Here is a 17,921-nt window from a genome sequence, read left to right on the forward strand (position 1 = left end):
AACTCAGTAAATAAAAACAAAAAGCAACAAACCTTTAGAAAACAGCCTTAAATAAAGTCATTTTTGAAAGGGAGAGTCAGATGAAAGTTGTCAACAATCTTGCGGACTTAATTGGAGATACTCCACTTGTAAAATTAAATAAGCTGGCACCTGAAAATGGCGCAAGCATTTATGCAAAGCTTGAATTCTACAATCCAAGCCGCAGTGTAAAAGACCGCGCGGCATATAATATGATTATCGAAGCGGAGAAAGCAGGCAAATTAAAACCTGGTTCAACCATTATTGAACCAACAAGCGGGAACACCGGCATTGGGCTGGCAATGAATGCAGCAGCCCGCGGCTATAAGGCCATTCTGGTTATGCCTGATACTATGACGGCAGAGCGCATCAACCTTTTGAAAGCATATGGAGCAGAAGTTGTCCTGACCCCTGGTGATGACAAAATGCCCGGTGCTATTAAAAAGGCTAATGAACTGGCTGGGGAAATTCCAAACAGCTTTGTGCCGATGCAATTTGAAAATAACGCTAACCCTGATGCACACCGTCACTCAACTGCCATCGAAATTATTGAGGCTATGAAGGAAATCGGCAAACCATTGTCTGCCTTCGTTGCCACGGCAGGTACGGGCGGCACGATTACCGGCACAGGTGAAGTTCTGAAAGAGCATTATACGGGGTTGGAAGTGCATGTAGTGGAGCCAAAAGGCTCGCCCGTCCTATCAGGCGGAAAGCCTGGCAGGCACAAGCTTGTCGGCACAAGTCCGGGATTTGTTCCTGAAATTCTCAATACCGATGTTTATGATGAAATCCATCAAATCAAAGATGAAGAAGCATATGATACAACACGCAGAATGGCAAGAGAAGAAGGGATATTAGTCGGTCCTTCTTCAGGAGCTGCCTGCTATGCCGCCATCCAGGTTGCAAAAAGGCTAAAGCCGGACGATGTTGTCGTATTCATCGTTTGCGATACTGGAGAGAGATATCTTTCAAGCGATCTGTTTCAGTTTGAATAAGCTAAGGTAAGAGACCCCAGAAAATATTCCTGGGGTCTTTCGTTTAAGAATTACCTAATTTTATCAGTCAAGCTGCCGCACTGTTTTTCAATAGCCTCTTCAAAAAGGTTTTGTAATTTATTTGTGATAGGGCCTGGACTTCCATTTCCAATCAGCTTTCCTTCAATCTCGATAATCGGAGTAACTTCAGCTGAGGTGCTGGACATAAAGACTTCATCTGCGGCCAGCAAATCTTCCTTAGTAAAAGCTGATTCTTCAAGTGCTATTCCATTTTCCCTGCAGATCTCATTGATCTTGCGGCGGGTAATGCCATTTAAAATCAAATTTGTTGCAGGGTGTGTATAAAGTGTTCCATCCTTTACAATGGCTATATTGGAAGAACTTCCCTCAGTCACTGTATCCCCGCGATGCTGAATGGCTTCAAAGCAGCCGGATTGGGCTGCTTTTTGCTTCGCCATGATGTTGCCCAGCAAATTCAGGCTCTTTATATCACATCGCAGCCAGCGGATGTCTTCAATGAGAATAGCTTTAACGCCATTTCTCATTGATTCAACCGGCCTTGTGGTTTCACGGGTGTAGGCGGTAAGCACCGGTGAAACATCTGTACCAGGATATGCATGGTTTCTAGGAGAAGTCCCCCTGGAAAATTGCATATAAACAATACCCAGTTCAAGATTGTTTCTCTCAATCATCTCTATAATCATCTGTTTAAGCTGATCCTTGGAATAAGGAATGCTCAGCTCTATTTTCCGGCCGCTTTCAAGCAGCCTTTCAAGATGCTCATCTGCCGTAAACATTTTTCCGTTATAGATGCGGATTACTTCATAGACGCCATCACCAAATTGATAGCCCCGGTCCTCGATATCCACTTTCGCTTCTGAGCGTTCGATCAAGTCACCATTCAAAATGACATATTCCATTTTCTGCCACTCCCTGTATATGATTTGTTTGTCTATCTATTAGCTGTATGAAAAATCTTTCAGCCATCATATCAGGTTTCAAAGTTATTTCGCAAGTTCATAAATCGCCTGTGCATAAATGGCTGCTGCCTTTAACAAATCCTCAATAAACATATATTCATCTTTTTGATGTGCGACATCTTCCCTGCCTGGGAAGAGTGGGCCAAATGCAACTCCTGACTTTAATGAGCGTGCATATGTCCCCCCGCCAATGGATAAAAGCTCTGCCTTATCGCCAGTCTGCTGTTCATATACTTTTTTCAGTGTTTGAATCAAAACATCATCTTCTTCGACATGATGAGGCTTGGCATCCGAAAAATTCTCCAATCTGAAATGTTCGTTTTTGATTAGAGACTCAAGCTTGTTTTTCGTTTCTCCCATATCATTTGTAACGGGATAGCGTACATTAAAGCCTAAACGGCCGCCATTTTCCTTCGTATATGAAAGTTTGCCTACATTGATGGTTAAGTCGCCTGTAATATCATCCGTGCAGGCAATGCCAAGTTTTCTCCCTCTGGAATCATCACATAAATATTGTGATACAAACTGAAAATATTGGCATGCCTTCTCATCCAGCTGAAGAGACGCCAGGAATGATGCCATCAGTATACCGGCATTTTTCCCATTATCAGGCTCCATCCCATGAGCCGAAATTCCTTGAAGTTCCAGGATCAGTTCGCCATTATCTATGTAATACTTGCCTTCAAGTTCTGTCTTTTTCAGGAAATTAATATACCTTTGCACCACTTCTGTATGTTCAAGGTGAACCACAAGACTTGCTTTTGCAAAATCAGGAACCATGTTATATCTTCTTCCTGCCTGGAAATAGACAACCTCTGCCAATACTTCTCTGTCTGCTTCTTCGGTGTATCCAGTTTGAACAAGATCAAAATCAGAGATGCCTTTTTCAGCATAAATAATTGGGAAATCTGCATCCGGAGCAAATCCAATTGAAGGCATTTCTTCGTGTTTGAAATAATGCTCAACACAGCGCCAGTCGCTTTCTTCATCTGTTCCGATAATCATTCGCACCCGTTTGCTTAATGGCAGCCCCAATTCTTTTACAATCTTCATGGCATAATAAGCTGCCATTGTTGGGCCTTTATCATCAATTGCCCCTCTGGCAAAGATCTTTCCATCGCGGATTTCTGCACCAAAAGGATCGCTAGTCCATCCATCCCCTTCAGGAACCACGTCAACGTGACAAAGTACTCCAACAATTTCTTCGCCTTCGCCGAATTCCAGATGACCAGCCAGGCTGCCGACGTTTTTTGCAGTGAATCCATCCTTTTCACCAAGTGCAAGCATGAAATCGAGCGCTTCTTTTACCCCTTCCCCAAGGGGAGCTTCATCTGTTGCATTCTCTTCGTCCAGCAGACTTCTGATTCTCAAAAGGTTTTGAGTATCCTTAATTAATTCATCTTTTCTCTTATTAACCTCTTTTTGCCAATCCAATACGTTCATACAGTTGCCTCCTTGACTTGAACACTTATGATTTCCCCATTATAACCCACTTTGTCCGCCTTTTGCTTATGTGACCGTTTAATAAAACATACATTTATTATGCACCAGGAAAGCTGAATCTTGCCAAGATTAGCGTTGATGCGCCTAAAAATAGCCCTAACAGTAAAATGGAGAGGAGAAAAAGGGCTAAGACCGTCCTATTTCTCGCAGTAAAGTAAAAATCCTTTTCACTGTATTTTTTAGTAAAGGGGTGAGACATAATAGCTTTATCCCAAGTAAGAGAGAGCCAGGAATACATCAGGAAAAGAAAGACACCTGATACAATTACCTTTATCCATAAAGGCGGTATAAGAAGAATGCCGGCAGCGCTCACGGAAATGATTTGAAAATAACCGAAAATATACGAGGGGTTTCGAATAAAAATCTTTAAAAATAATTCCGCCAGTCCCGTTATGGGTGTTCTCTTATTAAAGACCCTTCTGGAGTTTCTGAATAATAGCGGTTTTGTCCGCATTGAAACAACCGGCTTTTCCAGATCAGGAGCCATCATAAATATCCATTTTATATACTTTGTTTTTTCTTCTTGTTCAAGCATGACCTCAAACTCTAAGGCCGAGATTTTTTTCAGCAGCCGGGAAGCTCTTATAAGTGCGCCGGAAATCAGCAATGCTGATGCAATTATAACCGGAAAGTCTGCACCGATAGACCAGAGTGAATATACAAGCTGGCTGAACCAGCTTAAGAGTACAAACAGCACAAAGGTGACCACATATCTTTTAAATTTCCCTTCAATCCTTTTCAAAAAATAAGAAACTGTCATAATAGACCATTTCAGTGAGATGAAAAAGAGCAGCATGACAGCGATTTGGCCCCAATCTAAAAGATATCTGTTCTTTAAAAAAGGAAGAAAAATAGCAATCATTGCTGCTGTACTGATTGCCTGAAAGATTAGTGAGTAACCAAATCCCCATTTTCTCATTCCCATAAAGAGGGTCTTATTTTTTACCAGAAATACCTTATCTGCCTCTAATACAAATGGGCGGAAATTTCCAATCCATGAAAAAATATAGAACAGAAAGAAAAGGAGAAACAATGGCATGCCAGCCATCCATTCCGGAGTTTCCATCCACCAGGAGCGATAGTTCATTCCAAAGATGACAGTTCCCGGAACAATGAGATAGACCATGATGGTCCAATCGGCAATGGAACGGAAAATACCAAACTGGTAACTCCAGCTGTTTATTAGCCTTCTGAGAAAGAGAGAGTTACTTTTCATTGCCGTTTCCCTCTGCGATCTGATGAAAACATTCATAAAGTGACCCAGCGGGAAGATTGCATTTCCCCCTGATATCAGATATTGTGCCTGAAGCCTTCAACTGCCCCTCATGCACAATTAAGAAGCGGCTGCATACTTTCTCTGCCGTATCCAGAACATGCGTGGACATGAGAATGCCTGCGCCTCTTTTCCTTTCCCGGTCAACTGATTCCAGAAACAGTTTCATTGCATTAGGATCAAGCCCAATAAACGGTTCATCAATGATATAAACATCCGGAACGGCAATCATCGCAAGAATCAGCATAGCCTTTTGCTGCATTCCTTTTGAATAGGTCCCGGGAAACTTGTGAGCATGTTCAGACAGATTATACTCTTTTAAGAGCTCCTCTGCTTTCTTCCTATAATGTAATTCCGGCAATCCTTCCACTGCCGCTGTAAAATCCAGGTGTTCCCAAAGTGTCAGCTCATCATAAAAAATAGGCCGTTCTGGGATATAGGAATATTTCACACCATGCTTAAATTCCACTGCTCCCTTTTTATGCTCCATCAATCCCAGAATGGTTTTAATCGTTGTGCTTTTTCCAGCGCCGTTTGGCCCTATCAGGCCGATCAATTCCCCTTCCTGTAAATCAAATTGAATATTATGTATGATCGGTTTTTCATTTTCATAGCCTGCTGATGCAATTTCAACGTTTAATAGCTTCATTTTCTCTCCTCCTGACTATACATACGAATATCACTGGAAAAAGTTTGCACTAATTTAATATTTTTAAAGGCATAAAAAAACTGCCCCTTCAAAGAGGCAGTTTTTATGGCTGGAGGATTTCCATTAATTCTATATTTTCAAAGTCCTTTGCGTAATCATAGGCTGTATAGCCCTCGGCATCTTTCACAGAGGGATCAGCGCCATACTCCAGAAGCAGCGCAGCCATTTCAATATCATCATTAAACACTGCACTCATTAAAGGAGAGGTTTGATAGTTATCGATCACATTAGGGTTGGCCCCGCTTTCGAGCAGAAGAGCAGCGCTGTCATACTGGCCATAAGAAACAGCCCAGTGTAATGCAGTAGTCCCGTCTGCATCCGTTTCTTCAATATCCGCACCATCAGTCAATAATGTGTGAACCATGTCAGTATCATTTTCGCTCGCTGCGTTCATTAGTGCTGTGGCACCTTCAATCCCCATAACTGTTTCAGTCCATAAATCCATTTTTTCAAGTGTTTTAAAACCAAACCAGAGTCCTGCGGATAAAATCGTCAAAGACAGGACTGACACTGCAGCTCCAATCCAAACTCTGCCCTTCGGTTCAGTTAATTCAATTGTAGATTCATTGGCAAAAAACTTCGATAGGGCATATATTCTTTTTGGCAAGTGCGGATGCGTGGATAGTTTTTCATTCAGCCAGACAAAAAATCCAGTTTCTGTTTGAAGCTGCTCCATATATGCCTGTTTATTGACCTTAGGATAAAGGTCTTTTCCAATGGCAAGCATGGTTAAAGCATCCCTTGATGCTTCAAAAGATTTTATATAAAAGGCAGCATAACGATCACATGTATACTCGCAAGCTCTCAGGTACGCATTCCCCAGGAAGGGAACCCACATAGCAGGAAGCAGGAGGAGACTTATGATAACATGTTTTCTTTTTAAATGAGCGAACTCATGGGCCAGGACGAACAGCACTTCCTTTTCAGCTCCCCGCTCAACCAGCTCAAAAATACCAGAATATAAGACAACCATATTTCTTTTGAAAAATCTGGTGGCAAAGGCATTTAGAACCCCTTCAGACTCAATGACGTAAATATCCGGCAGATCCTGTAAACCCATTTCCTTCGCAGTCATTACTGCTTTTTCATAAATCTCCGGAAACTGTTTCTCACTTATTCTTACCCCGTTTCTTCTGATGCCACCCATCATAATCCCATGGAACAAGAGAGATACAAGGATCAAAGTTAAAATAATAACAATCCCAATAATAGAAAATGCGAGAAAAATATAAGACACAATACTAAATAAAGCAACAAATGCAAAATAAATACTTTCCTTCGGGTATACCAGTCGATCTCTCAGAGTGTGAGCTTCCATAACTTTTCTTCCTTTCAATCTTACATATAAATATACCAATTGATTATAATCAAAAAACAAATTTTAGGATATAGGCAAATCCAGAAAATATTTTAGAATTTTCTGTACATATTACAAGCCCCTTCTGCCATAAGCTATAGTAATCGTGTCTTTTTCAATCGAAGTTTAATTGCAGTAATTTAGGGAATTAAACATACATTAAAAAAGGGGGGAACGCAAAGACTAGAAAAAGAAGCACCATTATAAATATTTTGTAAAATTTTCGCCTTGAAGTAGAAATAATCAGATTATAGAGTTACAATATAGTCAGAGGTATGACATCTTGACTAAAAACCGAATATAAAGGGGTTGTCTGGGGAAAAGAAAACTACATACGATTGAAGGTTAACCTTCAATGTAGCTGTCGGTTGCAGAAAATTGCCATGGGGTTTGAAAAAAGGATAGGGAGTGGTTTTTTTGAAACCTTCGACTAACCGGATGTTAAACCGTGTAAAATCCGTCTACATGTTTATAAGTAAGCGCGGAACTGTAACAACTCAGGAGCTTGTAGAGGAATTTGGGATCACTCCTCGCACCATTCAAAGAGATTTAAATGTCCTCGCCTACAATGACTTGGTTAAGAGTCCGAGCAGAGGGAAATGGACTATTACTCAAAAGAAAGTAAAGATGTCATCATAATACTTAAAGCGAAAACAGCATAATAAATAAAAAATCGCCCTGCTCTCAGGGCGATTTTCCTGTCTTATCCCACTTCATAATTCATCAGCATATCAAGCTCTTCTTCCGTCAATTCCCGATATTCTCCCAATTCCAATGTCTCATCCAGCTCGAGCGGGCCCATGGAAAGTCTCTTTAAGTAAATGACTTTCTTTCCCACAGCTTCGAACATCCTTTTCACTTGATGGAACTTGCCTTCTGTTATTGTTAATTCTATATCAGAGGTGATCCCGGACTTAAGAATTTTTAATGTTCCGGGCTTGGTTTCATAGCCATCATCCAATATAACCCCTTTTTGAAATGCGGCTATATCCTCTGCTGTAACTTCACTGTCTATGACTGCAAAATAGGTTTTGGGGACATGTTTTTTGGGTGAAAGCAGGCGATGGGACAGCTGGCCATCATTCGTCAGCAGCAAAAGTCCTTCTGTATCCTTATCGAGACGCCCTACCGGAAAAGGAGAAAACACTAGGTCTTCCATTTCGAGCAGGTCCACCACGGTCTCAGATTGTGAGTCCTCTGTTGCCGAAATGACGCCAGGCGGTTTGTTCATCATTAAATAAATGAATTCCTTGTATTCAACTTTTTCGCCGTTGATGACAACGGCATCCTGTTCAGGATCTACATGGTGTTTTGGATCCTTTACTTTCTCATCATTAACGGTTACGTCTCCATCTTTTAATAGCTTTTTAACATCCTTGCGGCTGCCGTAGCCGAGGTTGGCGAGCATTTTGTCTATTCTCATAATGACCCTCCCTATTAATCAAATTTACTCCAATTTAGTTTTAAGTCCGTTATTAAAACACCTTAAATATTCTGCCCGTTGATTTCAGCACGGGTCACTTGCTTTCCGCGGGGCAGGCGGTGAGCCTCCTCGTCGCTTCGCGCCTGCGGGGTCTCACCTGTCCTGCTACTCCCGCAGGAGTCAAGTAACCTCCGCTCCAATCAACTCAGTGCTTTGGTATAAAGGCAACTAAAACAAACCCTAGGAATTCTTTAGAAAAGGCCCCTATCATGGAGACCTTTTATTTTTTATGCTTTCAGTCTTAATTTCTTCAGCATTCTATCAACCCTTGATCCGAAGAGGAGATAGATTAGTTTTGTTCTGAAGCTTAGGTAGAAATAGACTCCGGCCCCTGCTGCTGCGCAGATGATGACAATAATTATTGCCTGGACATTGGATGCCGGGGATAAAAAGACAGTTATGATTTTATAAACAATGCCTGCAGCAATGTACATGCATGCAGTAAATAATACAATCAGCGTACCTCGTCTTAAGACAAGTTTGAATGGATATTTTGCATATGTTTTTATTACATACAGGTTAATTAAGATCGCCGCAATATAGCCAAGTGCGGTTGCAAATACGGCTCCCTGTGTTTCAAACAGTTTTATGAGCGGAATATTCAATGACAGCTTTACAAGCAGGCCTGTCAGCAAGCTCAAAATTGTGAACCGCTGTTCATTGATTCCCTGCAGAATAGCTGCTGTTACCGAAAAGTAAGCAAAGAGAATCGCCACCGGTGCGTAAGTTCTCAACACTTCAGTACCCAGATCTTTATGCTCATAGAATAAGGTAAAAACGGGCTCTGCAAGCAGGGACAATCCTGCCACGGCAGGAAGAGTGAGAAATAAAAGCACCTGGAACGTCTGGTTCAGCTGGCGATTTAAGTCTGCCCGGTCTTCTTCCATGAATGCTTTCGTCACACTCGGCACAAGCGTCAGCGAGAAGGCTGTGGCAAGTGAGACCGGAATGATGACCAGCTTATGGGTCTCAAAGTTCAGGACAGAAAATGCTGCTACAGCATTGCCTGCTTCGCCAATAGCGTCCATCGCTCTGGTAAATGTAATCTGATCAATAAACTGAAAGAGCGGATTTGCAAGACCTACAAACACAAAAGGTGCAGCATAAAGAATGATTTCTTTGTATATCTCCTTTAGAGAGATGTCCACTGTTCCTTTATCTTCTTCAAGCATTTTATCCAAATGCGGCTTGCGTTTATACCAGTACCAGAATAACACCCCGAGGCTTCCGAGTCCTCCAATAAAAGCTGCGAAAGTGGCGACACTGATTGCTGCAGTGAGCGAGCCTTCCATCACATTTAAGACCACATATGCACCTGCAAGCACAAACAGGATGCGGACAATCTGCTCCACCACCTGTGAAACCGCAGTTGGCCCCATAGACTGATGACCCTGGAAAAATCCTCTTATCAAACTCATGAAGGGAATAATAATCAGGGCAAATGATACCGCTCTGATTACGGTTGTAACATCTTCTACACTTACCTCCACATCTTTCCCTGCCAGGGTCATTTCAGCAACAGCCGGAGCAAGGAAGAACAGGATCAGGAATGAGATGACTCCGCTTGCCGTCATGATCACCAAACCTGACTTGAACAGCTTTCTGCCGACAGCATACTCCTCTATAGCATTGTATTTAGAGATAAACTTTGAAACTGCCAGCGGAACCCCTGCAGTTGCGATACTGATAAAGATTGTATAAGGTGTATACGAAAAGGAATAAAGGGCTGTCCCTTCCTTCCCGACTATTTGATAAAAAGGAATAACATAAAACAAACCAAGAACCTTCGAGATAATGGTGCCAAGCGTAAGGATGAAGGTTCCTTTTAAAAGCTTAGATGACATATAATCCCTTCCTTAAAAAAACTGCGCATTAATCTAGAACAGTATATGAATGCCGAGCTGCGTTCGTCATTTTTCTATCTTTTTAGACACACTATTTGTAGTGTACTCTTCTTGCCGGGGAAATTCCACTTGCAATACCGTATAATGAGGGATTATTTTTAGAAATAGGATATTTGATTTATAATGAATCTATTGTTTACTTAGCGAATTTAGATAAGTTGGTGAAACCATGAAATATGATGTAATAGTGATAGGCGGAGGTCCTTCGGGATTGATGGCAGCAATCGGTGCTGCGGAGAAAAAGGCAAAGGTTCTGCTGATTGACAAAGGAAACAAGCTTGGCAGGAAGCTTGCCATTTCCGGCGGGGGTCGCTGCAATGTCACAAATCGGCTTCCAGTAGATGAAATCATTAAGCATATTCCCGGCAATGGGAGGTTTTTGTACAGTGCTTTTTCGATTTTTAGCAATGAAGATATTATCCGCTTCTTTGAGAATTTGGGAATTGAGCTGAAAGAGGAAGATCACGGACGGATGTTTCCCGTTACCGACAAAGCGCAATCGGTTGTTGATGCCTTAATTTCAAGGCTGAGGGAACTGAAGGTCGATATCAAAACAGACAGCCCTATCCAGGATGTTCACTATGAAAACGGCAGGGTGAAATCGGTAGAATTAAAAACAGGCGATGTTTATGAAGCAGACTCTGTTGTGATAGCCGTCGGAGGAAAATCAGTTCCTCACACCGGCTCAACCGGTGACGGCTATGCATGGGCGGAAAAAGCAGGCCATACGATTACAGAGCTTTTTCCAACTGAAGTGCCGCTTACTTCTTCAGAGAGCTTTATTAAAGAAAAAGCGCTGCAGGGCTTGTCGCTGCGGAGTGTGGCACTTAGTGTGTTAAACCCTAAAGGAAAAGCGCTCATCACCCATCGGATGGATATGATCTTCACACATCTCGGCATAAGCGGCCCGGCAGTCTTGCGCTGCAGCCAGTATGCGGTGAAAGCGATGAAGAAATGGAATTTAAAAGAAGTAACCATGAACCTGGATGCACTCCCGGATATAAAGGAAGAACCTCTTTTTCAGGAAGTGTCCAAAAAGATTAAAGAAGAACCGAAGAAAATCATTAAAAACCTCTTAAAAGGACTGCTTCCGGAAAGGTATCTGCTATTTCTTCTTGAACAGAACGGAATTGATCCATCTGCACAAGGGGCTGCAATCTCCAATGAAAAAATCAGAAGCTTTGTTAAGGGCTGCAAATCTTTTCAGTTTAAAGTAAACGGCACTTTGCCTCTTGATAAAGCCTTTGTTACGGGCGGAGGTGTTTCCGTCAAAGAAATTGAACCGCAGACAATGGCATCAAAAATGATGGAAGGTCTTTTCTTCTGCGGAGAAATTTTGGATATCCATGGCTACACAGGCGGTTACAATATCACTTCTGCACTTGTAACAGGCCGGTTAGCCGGATTAAACGCAGCTGCATCTGCACATACCGTGTAATAAAAATAGAGCCTGATGCATTAGAGTCAGGCTCTATATATTACCATGGCAGTAAAACAATAAATCTGTTCGTCTTCATCCTCCTGCACTGCGGCCACATTATATTTGATATCCAGAAGTTTTTTCTCCTCAATTTTCTCAAGAAAATGATTCATATCCTTTTCCAGGTCTTTTTCATGCTCATGATCGAATAACTTTACCTTAATCATAGAGTTGTTTCCTCCCAGTATTTTTTACTAGCTTGGACAATTTTCGGAATTTTTAAAATAACAATCCAAAAAAAAACGAAGCCTAATTGGCCCCGTTTGTAATTTATTCTGTTTTCCCCTGCCAGTCCAGCATTCCGCCAGCCATATTGCGAACCTTATATCCTTGTTCCTGCAAGTAATGACATACATTTCCGCTGCGGCCGCCAGAGCGGCAGATAATGATATACTCAGTGTCTTTATCAAATTTATCCAGATTCTCAGGGATCGTGCCCATGCGGATATGTCTGGCTCCAGGAATCATTCCGGATGCCACTTCTTCATCTTCTCTAACATCTACAAGCTCAAGCTTCTCTCCAGCCTCCAGCTTTTTTTGCAATTCATCCGTGGTAATCTCTTCAATACGGTCCAAACTTAACACCCTTTCCGGAAATCTTTTTAAATAGCACTTTGCATTTACTAATGCTGCCACTCCTATAATACCCTATATGGCACGAAAAAAAAAAATGAGAAGTTTCTTTATCACAAATACAAAAAAACCACCCCTGATCAACTAGAGGTGGTTTCATCTCATATAACTTAATTTGCAACGATATTTACAAGCTTGCCCGGTACTGCGATTACTTTACGGACAGTTTTTCCGTCAATTTGCTCTTTTACTTTTTCATCACCCATTGCGATCTGCTCCAATAGGTCTTTTTTAGCATCGGCCGGAACCATTAGCTTCGCTTTGACTTTGCCGTTGATTTGAATAACGATTTCGACCTCGTCATCCACCATTTTGGCTTCATCAAATGCCGGCCAGGCTTCGTAAGCAATGGATTCACCATGGCCCAGTTTCGACCAAAGCTCTTCTGTAATATGAGGAGCGATTGGTGAAAGCATTTTAACAAAGCCTTCTACAAAAGTTTTTGGAAGCACATCTGCTTTATATGCTTCGTTGATGAATACCATCATTTGAGAAATAGCTGTGTTAAAACGAAGTCCTTCGTAGTCCTCAGTTACTTTTTTCACCGTTTGGTGGTAAACCTTTTCAAGACTGCTGCCTTCTTCAATGTCCTGAATTCTCGGGCTCAATTCACCAGTCTCTTCCACAAACAATCGCCAGATGCGGTCAAGGAATCTTCTTGAGCCATCCAATCCATTTGCAGACCAGGCGATGGAAGCTTCAAGCGGCCCCATGAACATTTCGTATAGACGAAGAGTATCTGCACCATGGCTCTCTACGATTTCATCCGGATTAACGACATTGCCTTTTGATTTACTCATTTTTTCATTGTTTTCACCAAGAATCATACCCTGGTTGAATAGCTTTTGGAAAGGTTCCTTCGTATGGACAACTCCCACATCGTAAAGGACCTTGTGCCAGAAGCGGGCATATAGAAGGTGAAGAACCGCATGTTCAGCTCCTCCGATATATATATCAACCGGAAGCCATTCTTTTAATTTCTCGGGATCTGCAAGAGCTTCACTATTTTTCGGATCAATATAGCGAAGGTAGTACCAGCAGCTGCCTGCCCATTGAGGCATTGTGTTCGTTTCCCTGCGGCCTTTTTTGCCAGTTTCCGGATCCACGACATTAACCCAATCATCGATGTTCGCTAATGGTGACTCACCAGTGCCGGATGGCTTGATCTCCGTTGTTTTCGGAAGCACTAATGGAAGCTGATCTTCCGGCACGGCAGTCATTGTGCCATCTTCCCAGTGGATGACCGGAATCGGCTCGCCCCAATAGCGCTGGCGGCTGAATAGCCAGTCACGAAGACGATAAGTAACCTTCTTGGTGCCAATGCCTTTTTCTTCAAGCCAGGCAATCATTTTCTCAATAGCGTCCTCTTTGTTTAATCCATCAAGGAAACCTGAATTCACATGATCGCCATCGCCAGTGTATGCTTCTTTATCAACATCTCCGCCGGCAACGACTTCTTTAATAGGCAGATCAAATTGCTTGGCGAACTCATAGTCGCGCTCGTCATGTGCCGGAACCGCCATGATGGCACCCGTTCCATAGCTGACTAAAACATAATCTGCAATCCAGATTGGCATTTTTTCGCCGTTGGCCGGGTTAATCGCATACGCACCAGTGAAGACACCCGTTTTTTCTTTAGCAAGATCTGTCCGCTCAAGATCGCTCTTGCTCTTTACTTTGTCAATGTAAGCCTGAACGGCTTCTTGCTGGCCCTCAGTTGTGATCTTATCAACAAGCGCGTGCTCTGGAGCAAGTACAGCATATGTTGCACCATATAACGTATCAGGACGTGTTGTGAAAACGGTGAATGTGCCATCATGTCCTTCAATATTGAATGTCACTTCTGCTCCTTCAGAGCGGCCGATCCAGTTGCGCTGCATATCCTTAAGGCTCTCTGGCCAATCCAATAAATCAAGATCTTCAAGCAGGCGATCCGCATAAGCCGTAATTTTCAGCATCCACTGTCTCATTGGGCGGCGTTCTACCGGATGGCCTCCGCGCTCGCTTTTTCCGTCGATAACCTCTTCATTTGCAAGTACTGTTCCAAGTGCAGGACACCAGTTAACAGCTACTTCATCGATATAAGCAAGCCCTTTTTCATAAAGCTTTAAGAAGATCCATTGAGTCCATTTATAGTATTCCGGGTCTGTTGTGTTTACTTCACGATCCCAGTCATAGGAGAAGCCTAACGCCTTAATCTGGCGGCGGAAGGTGTTGATATTCTGTTCTGTAAATTCTGCCGGGTCATTCCCTGTATCAAGTGCATATTGCTCTGCAGGCAAACCAAATGCATCCCAGCCCATCGGATGAAGGACATTATAGCCCTGCATGCGTTTCATACGGGAAAGGATATCTGTTGCCGTATATCCTTCCGGGTGGCCAACGTGAAGGCCTGCGCCTGAAGGATACGGGAACATATCAAGTGCATAAAACTTGCGCTTGCCTTTATCTTCAGTTGTTTTGAATGTTTTATTTTCTTCCCAGTGGCCTTGCCACTTTTTTTCAATCTCCTTATGATTGAAACTCATTTTTGTTTCCTCCTATTAATGAAAGTAAAATCAGGCTCTCTTATAAACCGTTGTTTAGCTTATGAATAGTGCCCGTTGATTTCCGCTGCGGACACTTGCTTTCCGCGGGGAGAGATGAGAGCCTCCTCGGCTTCGCCTGCGGGGTCTCTCACTTCCCTCACTTCCCGCAGGACATTGAATAGCCCTCCATGAATGAGCACCGCACGAAGAAAATGCGTCAGCATTTTCGAGGATCAAGTGCCCTCCGCTCCAATCAACTCAGAAAGTTAAACTTAGTCTGTAAGAAACATACCTTATGAGACAGCCTAAAAAAATAAAAAAACCTCTCATCCCAAAAAGGGACGAGAGGATTATGTATAAATCTCCCGCGGTACCACCCACATTAGTGAACATGTCACTCGCTTCATTCATCCTTAACGCGGAAAACGGCAAGCATTACTGGTATTTCACACTTGCTGCTCAAAGGCGAGTTCATGATGTGCCCGGCTGACTTGCACCTGCCGTCAACTCTCTTAAAACGGGCGCTGCACCACTACTGCTCCTTATCTAAGCATTTTAGTATAAGAATATGACTATTGTAATAAATTTCCCGCCAGGATGCAAGTAGGCTTATCCTGACAGGAATTTAATATTTAGAATATGCAAGGCTTTTAAAAGTGTGCACCCTGTTTCACGTTCGTTAGGGGCCAAAGTTTACGAAGCTTTCAATTCATTATTAACAATATACCCATAGTTTCAGAGGTTTTATTCGCTTTACTGGACAAGAGAAAAAGAGGGACATTCTCTGCCCTCTCTAAAAACTGATATGCGTCTTCCTTATTGAACTGTGTAGCCTCCATCAATAACTGCCGCCTGGCCCGTAATTCCTTTAGCTGCATCACCTGCCAAAAAAATCGCATAATCTGCAATCTCCTCCACCTTCAGAAGCCTTTTTTGCGGCACTAATGGATAAATGACTTCCTCCAGTGCTTTTTCGATGGGGACATTTCTTGTTTTAGCCAGGTCATTCAGCTGATTTCTTACAAGTGGTGTGTCTACATAGCCCGGGCAGATGGCATTAACCGTAATGCCATGTTCAGCAGCCTCCAATGCCGCGACTTTAGTCAACCCTATAACACCATGCTTTGCACTGTTATATGCTGCCTTGCCAGCAAACCCCACAAGCCCGTTAATGGAAGCCATGTTGAGTATCCGGCCTGATTTTTGTTTTTTCATGATTGGCATCGCATGCTTTATTGCCACGAATGGAGCAGTCAGCATTACTTTGATCATAAATTCAAACTTCTCAGTGGGAAAATCTTCAATAAAGGAAACATGCTGCAGCCCTGCATTATTGATCAGCACATCCAAAGCACCGAATCGGCTGACAGTTTCATTGATGGCCGCCTGTATATCGGACTCTGATGTCACATCACATTTTAGCCCAAGTGCTTGATAGCCTTTATTCTGCAGGTTTTCTGCAGCTTTTTTCACGGCATCCTCCTGAATATCTGTCAGAACAATTCTCGCGCCATGTTCAGCAAATCTCTTACCAATTTCATACCCGATTCCCTGCGCTGCACCAGTGATAAAAACGACTTTATTTTGTACCATGAATAAACTCCTTTCAAAAACAAAGCTGGGGCTCAACCTTAAGAGCCCCTGCTGTAACTAGATTCCTAATCCAAATGAGAATAAAACAATCGCAAGCGCTAAGCCAATCAGCGGGACAATTACCGTAACAGCAGCCACTGCTCCATATGCTGCCTGGTGGGTTTCACCGCAGATTGCACGTACAGTGGTAACAACATAGCCATTATGCGGCAAAGAGTCCAGGGCTCCGGAAGAAATGGCAACCGTTCTGTGCAGGGCTTCTGCATTAACGCCCATGTCCATATAATGCGGGGCTAGAATTGGCAGTGCGATTGCCTGGCCGCCTGAAGCTGATCCAGTCATCCCGGCGATCACACTTACGGCTATGGCACCGCCTATCAGCGGACTGCCAGGAATGCTCGTCATCCAATCAACTGCTGTGGCAAAAGCAGGCACTGCTTTTGCTACGCCGCCAAACCCAACGACAGCAGCCGTATTGCCTATAGCAATCAATGCACCTAATGTTCCATCAGACACAGCATTCCAGAAATTAGTGAAATACTTTCGGTTCAATAGATATGTGGCAATGACTCCACCCAGCAAGGCAAGAATAAGTGCAGATTGTGCAAGTGAATCATGAAAAACGAAGGAAATAATTAAAACTACAACTAATGGTACAACACCCATAATTGGATGCGGTAAATCCTTATTTTCTGTTACAGGATCCTGCTTGCGGGTTTCAAACGTTTCTCCTTTGTTTACAGCCTTGGTAATCATGCGCTTCAGCCACCAGTAGCCGAAGATCATCATGAACACAGCCACAATTAAGCTGACTTCCCAGCCCGCATATGGAGTTGTTCCTAGAAATTCGATTGGAATCCAGTTTTGAATTTCAGGTGAACCGGCAGAAGTCATCGTAAATGTTACAGATCCAAAAGCCAGTGCTGCAGGGATAAATCTTCTCGGCAGATTCGCCTGCTTAAATAAACTTAACGCCATTGGATATACAGAGAAGGCGACAACGAATAAACTGACTCCGCCATAAGTTAAAATGGCACAGGACGCGACTATGGCAAGAACGGCATATTTCATTCCAAGCTTATCAACCACCATTTTGGATACACTGTCAGCAGCACCGCTATCCTCCATTACCTTTCCAAAAATAGCACCCAATAGGAACATCAGATACCATGATGTGACAAATCCCGAAAAGCCGGACATATAGTTCCCGACCAAGTTGGCCTCTCCTTCACCTGCCAGCTGCGGAAATAAAGGCATACCGCTAAAAAGAGCTACAAACAGCGCAGATAACGGTCCGACCACCAGCAGGTTCATTCCCCGCATCGTCAGGTATATCAGAAGGGCAAGCCCGCCTATTAACCCAATCATACTTAGCATTTCATTTCCCCCTTTGTTTTAAATATAAGAAAATAACCTTGTCACCCCTCCTTTTACAAACGTTTTCAAAAAAAACTGAAAAATAACT

General features: G+C 42.9%; 15 protein-coding genes and 1 other annotated feature. Of the genes, 3 read left to right on the forward strand and 12 right to left on the reverse strand.

Annotation, left to right across the window (positions count from 1 at the left end; all coding sequences use genetic code 11):
• Window positions 1-80 precede the first annotated feature (80 nt).
• Window positions 81-1,013 (forward strand): cysteine synthase A, encoded by a 933-nt coding sequence (gene cysK, locus CHI10_RS11850; RefSeq protein ID WP_095244487.1) that lies wholly within the window; start codon window positions 81-83, stop codon window positions 1,011-1,013.
• Between the two features lie 50 nt (window positions 1,014-1,063).
• Here cysK and dat read toward each other — a convergent pair whose 3' ends face one another.
• The 5 genes from dat to CHI10_RS11875 form a co-directional block, all read right to left on the reverse strand.
• A complete protein-coding gene (gene dat, locus CHI10_RS11855; protein WP_095244488.1) occupies window positions 1,064-1,933 on the reverse strand; it encodes a D-amino-acid transaminase in 870 nt (289 codons plus the stop codon).
• A gap of 84 nt (window positions 1,934-2,017) precedes the next feature.
• Entirely contained in the window at window positions 2,018-3,436 is a 1,419-nt protein-coding gene (gene pepV, locus CHI10_RS11860) for a dipeptidase PepV (protein WP_095244489.1), read from the reverse strand.
• A gap of 97 nt (window positions 3,437-3,533) precedes the next feature.
• A complete protein-coding gene (locus tag CHI10_RS11865) occupies window positions 3,534-4,712 on the reverse strand; it encodes an ABC transporter permease (protein WP_095244490.1) in 1,179 nt (392 codons plus the stop codon).
• Window positions 4,702-5,418, reverse strand: coding sequence for an ABC transporter ATP-binding protein (locus CHI10_RS11870; RefSeq protein WP_095244491.1), 717 nt, complete (start codon window positions 5,416-5,418; stop codon window positions 4,702-4,704). The genes CHI10_RS11865 and CHI10_RS11870 overlap by 11 nt, the downstream gene beginning before the upstream one ends.
• Before the next feature lie 103 nt (window positions 5,419-5,521).
• The gene (locus tag CHI10_RS11875; protein ID WP_095244492.1) at window positions 5,522-6,796 is read right to left on the reverse strand and encodes a M48 family metallopeptidase; all 1,275 of its coding nucleotides are present in this window, start codon (window positions 6,794-6,796) and stop codon (window positions 5,522-5,524) included.
• A gap of 456 nt (window positions 6,797-7,252) precedes the next feature.
• Between CHI10_RS11875 and CHI10_RS11880 the strand changes: the two genes are divergently transcribed.
• Complete coding sequence (locus CHI10_RS11880) at window positions 7,253-7,474, forward strand: DeoR family transcriptional regulator (protein WP_026041817.1); 222 nt, start codon at window positions 7,253-7,255, stop codon at window positions 7,472-7,474.
• A gap of 64 nt (window positions 7,475-7,538) precedes the next feature.
• Here the strand turns inward: CHI10_RS11880 and CHI10_RS11885 are convergent, their stop codons facing one another.
• Window positions 7,539-8,258, reverse strand: coding sequence for a pseudouridine synthase (locus CHI10_RS11885; protein WP_095244493.1), 720 nt, complete (start codon window positions 8,256-8,258; stop codon window positions 7,539-7,541).
• Window positions 8,259-8,545: 287 nt separating this feature from the next.
• Window positions 8,546-10,162 carry a putative polysaccharide biosynthesis protein gene (locus CHI10_RS11890; protein ID WP_095244494.1) on the reverse strand — a complete coding sequence of 539 codons (1,617 nt, stop codon included), beginning with the start codon at window positions 10,160-10,162 and terminating at the stop codon, window positions 8,546-8,548.
• Window positions 10,163-10,391: 229 nt separating this feature from the next.
• On the opposite strand from CHI10_RS11890, the gene CHI10_RS11895 reads away from it, so the two are divergent.
• Window positions 10,392-11,660, forward strand: coding sequence for a BaiN/RdsA family NAD(P)/FAD-dependent oxidoreductase (locus CHI10_RS11895; RefSeq protein ID WP_095244495.1), 1,269 nt, complete (start codon window positions 10,392-10,394; stop codon window positions 11,658-11,660).
• 26 nt (window positions 11,661-11,686) lie between these two features.
• Here the strand turns inward: CHI10_RS11895 and CHI10_RS11900 are convergent, their stop codons facing one another.
• The 5 genes from CHI10_RS11900 to CHI10_RS11925 all read right to left on the reverse strand — a co-directional run bounded on the left by CHI10_RS11900 (window position 11,687) and on the right by CHI10_RS11925 (window position 17,833).
• Window positions 11,687-11,869, reverse strand: coding sequence for a sporulation protein Cse60 (locus CHI10_RS11900; protein WP_095244496.1), 183 nt, complete (start codon window positions 11,867-11,869; stop codon window positions 11,687-11,689).
• A gap of 103 nt (window positions 11,870-11,972) precedes the next feature.
• A complete protein-coding gene (locus CHI10_RS11905; protein ID WP_095244510.1) occupies window positions 11,973-12,278 on the reverse strand; it encodes a rhodanese-like domain-containing protein in 306 nt (101 codons plus the stop codon).
• A gap of 167 nt (window positions 12,279-12,445) precedes the next feature.
• Window positions 12,446-14,863, reverse strand: a complete 2,418-nt coding sequence (leuS, locus tag CHI10_RS11910) for a leucine--tRNA ligase (RefSeq protein WP_095244497.1) — start codon at window positions 14,861-14,863, stop codon at window positions 12,446-12,448.
• Window positions 14,864-15,197: 334 nt separating this feature from the next.
• Window positions 15,198-15,421 (reverse strand) — a binding site (T-box leader).
• 258 nt (window positions 15,422-15,679) lie between these two features.
• A complete protein-coding gene (locus CHI10_RS11920) occupies window positions 15,680-16,456 on the reverse strand; it encodes a 3-hydroxybutyrate dehydrogenase (protein ID WP_095244499.1) in 777 nt (258 codons plus the stop codon).
• 57 nt (window positions 16,457-16,513) lie between these two features.
• Window positions 16,514-17,833, reverse strand: a complete 1,320-nt coding sequence (locus tag CHI10_RS11925; RefSeq protein WP_095244500.1) for a GntP family permease — start codon at window positions 17,831-17,833, stop codon at window positions 16,514-16,516.
• Between the last annotated feature and the right edge of the window lie 88 nt (window positions 17,834-17,921).

Source organism: Bacillus sp. 7894-2 (genome assembly GCF_002272225.1).
In the GTDB taxonomy this organism is placed as follows: domain Bacteria; phylum Bacillota; class Bacilli; order Bacillales; family Cytobacillaceae; genus Cytobacillus.

Bases quoted from the DNA above. Each gene is read 5' to 3' on its own strand.
- cysK (WP_095244487.1), top strand. From the start codon at position 81: ATGAAAGTTGTCAACAATCTTGCGGACTTAATTGGAGATACTCCACTT.
- dat (WP_095244488.1), bottom strand. From the start codon at position 1,933: ATGGAATATGTCATTTTGAATGGTGACTTGATCGAACGCTCAGAAGCG.
- pepV (WP_095244489.1), bottom strand. From the start codon at position 3,436: ATGAACGTATTGGATTGGCAAAAAGAGGTTAATAAGAGAAAAGATGAA.
- CHI10_RS11865 (WP_095244490.1), bottom strand. From the start codon at position 4,712: ATGAAAAGTAACTCTCTCTTTCTCAGAAGGCTAATAAACAGCTGGAGT.
- CHI10_RS11870 (WP_095244491.1), bottom strand. From the start codon at position 5,418: ATGAAGCTATTAAACGTTGAAATTGCATCAGCAGGCTATGAAAATGAA.
- CHI10_RS11875 (WP_095244492.1), bottom strand. From the start codon at position 6,796: ATGGAAGCTCACACTCTGAGAGATCGACTGGTATACCCGAAGGAAAGT.
- CHI10_RS11885 (WP_095244493.1), bottom strand. From the start codon at position 8,258: ATGAGAATAGACAAAATGCTCGCCAACCTCGGCTACGGCAGCCGCAAG.
- CHI10_RS11890 (WP_095244494.1), bottom strand. From the start codon at position 10,162: ATGTCATCTAAGCTTTTAAAAGGAACCTTCATCCTTACGCTTGGCACC.
- CHI10_RS11895 (WP_095244495.1), top strand. From the start codon at position 10,392: ATGAAATATGATGTAATAGTGATAGGCGGAGGTCCTTCGGGATTGATG.
- CHI10_RS11900 (WP_095244496.1), bottom strand. From the start codon at position 11,869: ATGATTAAGGTAAAGTTATTCGATCATGAGCATGAAAAAGACCTGGAA.
- leuS (WP_095244497.1), bottom strand. From the start codon at position 14,863: ATGAGTTTCAATCATAAGGAGATTGAAAAAAAGTGGCAAGGCCACTGG.
- CHI10_RS11920 (WP_095244499.1), bottom strand. From the start codon at position 16,456: ATGGTACAAAATAAAGTCGTTTTTATCACTGGTGCAGCGCAGGGAATC.
- CHI10_RS11925 (WP_095244500.1), bottom strand. From the start codon at position 17,833: ATGCTAAGTATGATTGGGTTAATAGGCGGGCTTGCCCTTCTGATATAC.